Source organism: Rhodococcus sp. NPDC055112 (assembly GCF_053607505.1).
The window spans coordinates 1-5,146 of the sequence record NZ_JBSGTR010000110.1; the positions used below are offsets into that span (position 1 = coordinate 1).

Annotated in this window: 4 protein-coding genes; 2 read left to right on the forward strand and 2 right to left on the reverse strand. The window is 68.2% G+C overall.

The genetic code is table 11. From position 1 onward, the window contains the following. Window positions 1-89 precede the first annotated feature (89 nt). Window positions 90-1,001 carry a LysR family transcriptional regulator gene (locus tag ACWFRB_RS26140; RefSeq protein WP_452644220.1) on the reverse strand — a complete coding sequence of 304 codons (912 nt, stop codon included), beginning with the start codon at window positions 999-1,001 and terminating at the stop codon, window positions 90-92. 120 nt (window positions 1,002-1,121) lie between these two features. Here ACWFRB_RS26140 and ACWFRB_RS26145 point away from each other — a divergent pair, with 120 nt between their 5' ends. Together ACWFRB_RS26145 and ACWFRB_RS26150 are read left to right on the forward strand one after the other, a co-directional pair. Continuing rightward, window positions 1,122-1,961 (forward strand): NmrA family transcriptional regulator, encoded by an 840-nt coding sequence (locus ACWFRB_RS26145; RefSeq protein ID WP_452644222.1) that lies wholly within the window; start codon window positions 1,122-1,124, stop codon window positions 1,959-1,961. A 5-nt stretch (window positions 1,962-1,966) separates the two neighbouring features. Beyond that, window positions 1,967-2,620 carry an anthrone oxygenase family protein gene (locus tag ACWFRB_RS26150; RefSeq protein WP_452644224.1) on the forward strand — a complete coding sequence of 218 codons (654 nt, stop codon included), beginning with the start codon at window positions 1,967-1,969 and terminating at the stop codon, window positions 2,618-2,620. Here ACWFRB_RS26150 and ACWFRB_RS26155 read toward each other — a convergent pair. After that, window positions 2,604-4,970 (reverse strand): arylsulfatase, encoded by a 2,367-nt coding sequence (locus ACWFRB_RS26155; protein WP_452644226.1) that lies wholly within the window; start codon window positions 4,968-4,970, stop codon window positions 2,604-2,606. The two genes, ACWFRB_RS26150 and ACWFRB_RS26155, sit on opposite strands and share 17 nt — an antisense overlap. Between the last annotated feature and the right edge of the window lie 176 nt (window positions 4,971-5,146).

Genomic DNA, 5,146 nt, shown 5'->3' on the forward strand with positions numbered 1-5,146 from the left:
AACCCATTGGGTTCGGGGCCTTCGTCGTTCCGGTGGCCCCTCGCCCGCACCGCTCCCCTCCCCCGGCGCGTGCCCGTGGCCGCCGCCGCTCACCCGTCCAGCAACGGGTTTCCCCTGGCCGCAACGAAATCCTGTGCCGCCTCCGCGAAAGCGCGGATCCGGCTCGTCTGGCCCGCCGCGCGCCAGATCAGTCGCCACTCGAGTGCGGTGCCGTCGACCACCGGCACGTACGTCACGTCCGGGCGCGCGTCGTATCGACTGGCGTGGGTCGGCACCGGGAACACGCCCTGCCCGGCACCGACCAGCGCCAGCATCTCCTGGACCGTTCCGAAGTCGGGCCCTCGCTCGATGACCCTGCCGCTCGGCGTCGTCCGCGGCACCATGGCCTCGTCGAGATCGTCAGGAATACCGCGGGGCCGCAACACCTTCGCCCGCGCGAGGTCCTCGACCGTCACCGATTCCAGCCGCGCGAACGGGTGCCGGGCCGACACCGCGAGTGACGGCTGCTCGCGCAGCAGCACCGGGCTCTGTTCGAGCTCCCGGACGTGCCCGACATCGGCCGCCGCGACCAGACCGTCGACCTCGTCGGCCAACAGCAACCCGACGCCATCGCTGTAGTGGCTCTCCCGGATCTGGACCCGGCAACCGGGATGTCGCTCCTGGAAGGTGTTCGCGACCTCGAGCACGAACTGTCCGAGCGCGGTCCCGACGAAACCCACCCTCAGCACGCCGTCCAGCCCGCGCCCTGCGGCGATCGCCCTCGCGATGGCCGCACGGATCTGCTCGTCCGCGGGCCTGAGGTCCTCCTCGAGCCTTCGGCCGATCGGGGTGGGTGTCACCTGGCGGCTGGTCCGCTCGAACAGCGGGGCGCCGACGCGGCGCTCGAGCGCCTTGATGGTCTGGCTGACCCTGGCTGTGGAGACGTGTAGTCGTTCCGCCGTGCGGCCGAAGTGCAACTCCTCGGCCAGCATCAGGAAGATCTCGATGTCGCGCCGCTCCATGCGGCAACCCCCTTCGTTAGGCCACAGGTTAACGATCCTTGCGCAAACAGCCGTTGTTGGCGACCTTCCCCTGAGCGATCGTAAAGAGGACAACAGCTTTCGATCAGCAAGGAGAGCCCCATGAACGTTCACGCACCGAACCCCTCGACCCTCGTCCTCGGCGGCACCGGCAAGACGGGCCGCCGCGTCGCGCAGCGGTTGACCGGCCTCGACCTGCCGGTCCGCATCGGAACCCGCTCCGGTGGAGTCCCGTTCGACTGGGAGGACACCGCGACCTGGGAGCCCGCCCTCGAGGGCATGACGGCGGCATACATCTCCTACTTCCCGGACCTTGCGGCCCCCGCCGCGGTGGAGGCCATCGGGTCGTTCTCCGAGTTGGCCGTGGATCGCGGTGTGCGGCGCCTGGTGCTCCTCTCGGGCCGCGGCGAGGTCGAGGCGCAGGCCTGCGAGAAGGCCATGACCGATTCGGGCGCGGACACCACGATCCTGCGGGCGAGCTGGTTCGCCCAGAACTTCAGCGAGGGCTACCTGCTCGATCCGATCCTCGCCGGCGCGATGTACCTGCCTGCCGGCGACATCCCCGAACCGTTCGTCGATGTCGAGGACATCGCGGACGTCGCCCTCGCCGCGCTCACCCAGGCGGGCCACATCGGGGAGATCTACGAGCTCACCGGACCCCGTGCGATCACCTTCGCCGAGGCCGCCGCCACCATCGCCGCCGCCGCCGGTCGTCCCGTCGACTACGTGCAGGTGCCGGCCGAGGACTTCGCCGCCGGTCTCGCAGCCGAGCAGGTGCCCGCCGACGTCGTCGACCTGCTGATGTATCTGTTCACGACCGTCCTCGACGGACGAAACGAGATCCCGGGCGATGGGGTCGAGCGTGCACTGGGCCGCGCACCCCGCGACTTCGCCGAGTACGCCGCTGCCGCTGCCGCCACCGGCATCTGGAACGTGGGGTGACCGCGATGAACACCAAACTGCTCCAGACGATCTCGTTGCTCGGCGCCGGCGTCACCGCCGGCCTCATGGCGGGACTGTTCGCCGCCTTCGCCTATGCGGTGATGCCGGGTCTCGGCCGCACCGACGACCAGACGTTCATCTCGGCGATGCAGAAGATCAACGTCGCCATCCTCAACGGCTGGTTCATGATCTGCTTCCTGGGCGGGTTGGTGCTCACCGTCGCGACGCTGCTACTGCACCTGCGTTCGGCGCGTGGTGCGCTCCCCTGGATCATCGTCGCGCTGGTCTTCTACATCGCGATGCTCGTCATCACCGCCGCCGTCAACGTGCCGCTCAACGACGAACTCGCGCGGGCGGGCGACGTCATCGCCAACCCCGACGCGGTGCGGTCGCATTTCGAATCCCGCTGGGTCACATGGAATATCGTGCGGGCGGTCGTCAGTACCGCGGCCTTCGTGGCACTCGCCTACGCGCTGGTGGTGCACGGGCAGGAGACGGCACCGCAGACGCAACCGTCGGCCGCGGCTGCCGGCCACGCGACCGCTGCCCCGCAGCAGTATCCGGCCGAGCAGGCGGCCCGTGCCTCCTGGATGTACCCGGCCGATCAGGTCGGCAACGGCGGCAACCGGAGCCTGCCCTCGGTCACTGACGGGAGGTAGCGACCCGGATGACCTCCTCCGGGTCGATGAGATGGGAGTGGTCGTCGTCCCCGACCTCGATCTGCACGACGTCGATACGGCCGGTGAACCTGGTTTCTCCCAGATACCCGACGCTGACCGGCATCCCGTAGTCGTCGCCGATGTCCGTCGTCTCGTCCGCGGAGAAGATCATCGGCTGCGTCTGCTCCACCCGCCCGGTACCGACGGGGCGGCCATCGTGAAACAGGGTGACATCACCGCCCTTCGCGAGGCCGCCCCCGTCGTATGTGAACTCGGCGCGGATCTGATGGCTACCCGCGGGAATGTCCTCGGTCGCCTCGATCGTGAACTCCCTCATACCGAGCAGGTTGTAGACGAACGCGGTTCGCCCCTTCTTGACATAGAGCGCCCACCCGCCGAAGCGACCGCCCTGCGCGATGACGACGCCGTTGGTGGCGCCGTTCGTCGACGTCTCGACCGCGGCGGTCACCGAGAAGGATCGGTTCTTGATGTCGAGGACGCTGTGCTCGCTGAGCCGCTTCATCCCGGGGAACAGCACCTGCTTGCTACCCGAGATCAGTTGGGGGCGACCGGCGATGGTCGGATTCAGACGTTCGAACCGGCGATCGTCGATCGGCAGCACGTTGTACTTCACGGCCTCGATCAGCCACAGCCGCTGCAAATCGGCGAGCTTCTCGGGCATCTCGGCGGCCAGATCGTGAGCCTGGGTCCAGTCGGTGGTGCCGTCGTACAGCTCCCACACGTCGTCGTCGAGCGCGGGCAGCACCTCGTTGGGCAGCCAGGGGGTGCTGTGCCGGGTGACCGCGCTCCAGCCCTTGTGATAGATGCCCCGGTTTCCCGCCATCTCGAAGTACTGCAGGTCATGCCGCTCCGGCGCGGCCGCGTCGTCGAAGCTGTACAGCATGCTGGTGCCCTCGATCGGCGCCTGCTGCACACCGTTGACGAACGTGGGCTCGGGCAGCCCGGCGGCCTCCAGCACGGTGGCCGCGACGTCGATGACGTGGGTGAACTGGGAACGGATCTCGCCCTTGCTGCTGATGCCCTCGGGCCAGTGCACGATCGTCCCGTTGCGGGTACCGCCCCAATGCGAGGCGACCTGCTTGGTCCACTGGAAGGGCGAGCACATCGCCCATGCCCAGCCAACCGAATAGTGGTTGTAGGCCTCGGGCGTGCCGAACTTGTCCTTCACCTCCGCCATAAACTCCGGCGTCTCGATCGCGGCGAGGCCGTTGAAGTTCGCCATCTCGTTGAACGCCCCGTTCAGCGTTCCCTCGGCGGAGGCTCCGTTGTCGCCGATGATGTAGTAGATCAGGGTGTTCTCGAGCGCCCCCATCGCCTCGATCGCGTCGACGACGCGGCCGACGTGGAAGTCGGTGTGCTCGAGGAACCCCGCGTACACCTCCATCTGGCGTTCCAGTACCGGCTTGAGCGCCTCGTCCATGTCGTCCCACGCCGGGATCGCGTCGGGACGGGCGGTCAGGTCGGCGCCCGTTGGCACGATCTGGCGTTGTTTCTGCCGATCGAAGATCGATTCACGCTCCGCATCCCAGCCGCCCGCGAACCGACCCGCGTACTTGTCCGCCCACTCGGTGGGAACGTGGTGCGGTGCGTGAGTGGCGCCGGGGGCGAAGTAGGCGAAGAACGGCTTGTCGGGCGCGAGCGCCTTCTGGGTACGCACCCAGTCGATGGCCCGGTCGGCCAGGTCCTCGGTGAGGTGGTAACCCTCCTCCGGCGTCTTGTCCGGCTCGACCGGCGTGAATCCGTCGTAGAGCGCCGGGAAGTACTGGTTGTTCTCGCCGCCGATGAACCCGTAGAAGTGCTCGAACCCGCCACCGCCGGAGGGCCAGGCGTCGAACGGGCCGACCGGCGAGGTCTGCCACGGCGGCACCTCGTGGCACTTGCCGAACTGGGCGGTGGAATATCCGTTGAGTTTCAACGTCATCGGCAATGCGGCCTTGGTGTTCGGTCGGATCCCGCACGAGCCGGGCGCCGAGGTCGCGGTCTCGGTGATCAGACCCATCCCGACCGAATGGTGGTTGCGGCCGCTGAGCAGCGCGGCCCGGGTCGGCGCGCACAGCGCGGTGGTGTGGAACCGGGTGTAGGTGAGTCCGTCGCGCTGCAGTCGTTCGGCGGTCGGTGTGTGCACCGGTCCCCCGAACGCACTACTGGCCCCGTAGCCCACGTCGTCGAGCAGGATCACGAGGACATTCGGTGCGCCCTCCGGCGGGAGCAGCGGCTCGATCGGCGGAAACGCGGTGTCCGGGTCCTTCGCGTCGTAGGTCGTCAGACCGATGTGCTGCCGGTCCGGAATCGGAAGAACCCCTCGAAACTCGCCCGCTCGATCCACCATGGCTACTCACATTCCGTTGTCATCCATCGGAACGCCCGTCGGCCCCGTGCCGGAACCGCCGACAGCGCCTTGCCAGACCGACGATAGCGCCGACAATGCCGAACGGCCGACCGATTGGCAGAAGCGAATCCCCTGCCGCAACGACGAGGGCGCCGAACCCCCGCTGGGGATTCGGC